The following is a 1,567-nucleotide window of genomic DNA, read 5'->3' on the forward strand; positions in this document are numbered from 1 at the left end:
CCCGGCCGGTGCAGATGGGCCGGTCGATGTCGCCGCCGATGAAGCTGACGATGACTTCTTGCCCCACCCGCGGCAGGTGCATGGCGCCCAGTTGGTTGCCCGCCCACTCGCTGCTCACGCGCACCCAGCAGCTGCTGTGGTGGGTGTTGGGGCCATAGCGGTCCCACGGGAACTGGACCTTGATGCGGCCCAGGTGGTCGGTGTAGAGGTTGGTTTCGGCCGTGTCGGCGTCAGGACCGCAGACGATGGCGGTCTCGGGGCCGGGGATGTGGGGCTTGGGCTGGGTGGTTTCGGGCCGCAGCAGTTCGCTGGCGGGCTGCACCTCGAAGTCCACCGTGCAGCGCCACTGGCCGCCCAGGCGTCGGGCGTCTGACAGCGCCTTTGGCGCTCCAGCCCGCGCCGTGTCTTCGCTGACGTTCTCCACCACCAAGTCCGCCGCCAGCGTCAGGTAGTCGATGTTGGCCGCGGCCTGCGGATGCTCGCGCAGGCGGAAGCTGTGGCCGGCGGCGATGCCACGCACATGGCCCTGGCCGCGGGCGCGGTGGCCGAGCTGCCGCAGCGCGTCCATGCGCAGCCGGGCCAGGTGGCGGCCTTGGGCTTCCGTCTGGTTCGCGGCTTTGTCGGCGCCGCGGTTGGGTTGGCTCCAGTCGCTGGCGGGCAGGTGCACGGCGGCTTCGCCCTCGCCGACGGTCTGGCTGCCGCGCCACAGGTACACGTCTTGGCCAGCCTGGCCGGTGGGGCGCGCCGCACGGGCGGTGGCTGCCAAATTCGCCCGCGGGCGGGTGTGGTCGTATTCGCGGCTCTCGTAGCGCCCAGCGGTCAATCGATCCACCGGTGCAAAGGCGTGGATGTACTCCTCGTCGATCTTGTGGCCCGGCGGGTAGTAGGCGATCGCGTGATAACTGCTGCCGGGGTCGTCCGCCTGCAGGGGCTTGAATGCGCCGTTGTAGTCGCTCAGCACCAGCCGGTGCACGCCGTTCGTGTGCTCGAAGTGGTGGTTGATGCCCCAGGCCTGCATCAGCCGGCACAGGAACTGGTAGTCGGTCTCGTTGTACTGGACCAGGTAGTCCACCACCGGGTACCGCTCGATCAGCCGCCACTCGACCGGGAAGATGTAGTCGTCCAGCACGGCACGCAGCACATCGACCGGCGTCTGGTTCTGGAACACCTTGCAGTCGGTACTCAGCGTGGCCAGGTAGAGCCAGGGGCGCAGGGTGAGTTCGTACAGCGCATGCCGGCTGTCTTCGCCCAGCAGCCGAGCCTGGGTGATCAGCGCGTTGATCTGGCGCTGGCCGGCGCCTTGGTTGCCGAGCAGGCCGGCGCCATGGCCTTCCAGCTCGATGCAACAAGAGATCTCGCGCCCGACCATGTCCGGCAGGCTGAAGTTGGCGCCGCGCAGCAGTCCGCCAAACTCCGCCAGCTCATCCGGCGTCTGCAGCACAAGCCGGTACTCGAACAAGCCGTTGATGGCCTCCCGGCCGCTCAGCCGCAAGGGCACCAGCGCCGGGCGGCCCAGGTGCTGCGGGATCGCGGGGCTGCTGATCGTCAGCGCGCGTTCGCCGCTGAA

At 69.0% G+C, this 1,567-nt stretch carries 1 protein-coding gene; it reads right to left on the reverse strand.

Features of this window, described 5'->3' with window-relative positions; genetic code table 11:
- On the reverse strand, positions 1 to 1,567 hold a 1,567-nt coding region (tssI, locus tag ABNT58_RS28980; RefSeq protein ID WP_348756811.1), incomplete at both ends, for a type VI secretion system tip protein TssI/VgrG.

Origin of the sequence: uncultured Aquincola sp., from assembly GCF_964001545.1 — a bacterium.
Taxonomy (GTDB): Bacteria; Pseudomonadota; Gammaproteobacteria; order Burkholderiales; family Burkholderiaceae_C; genus Aquincola.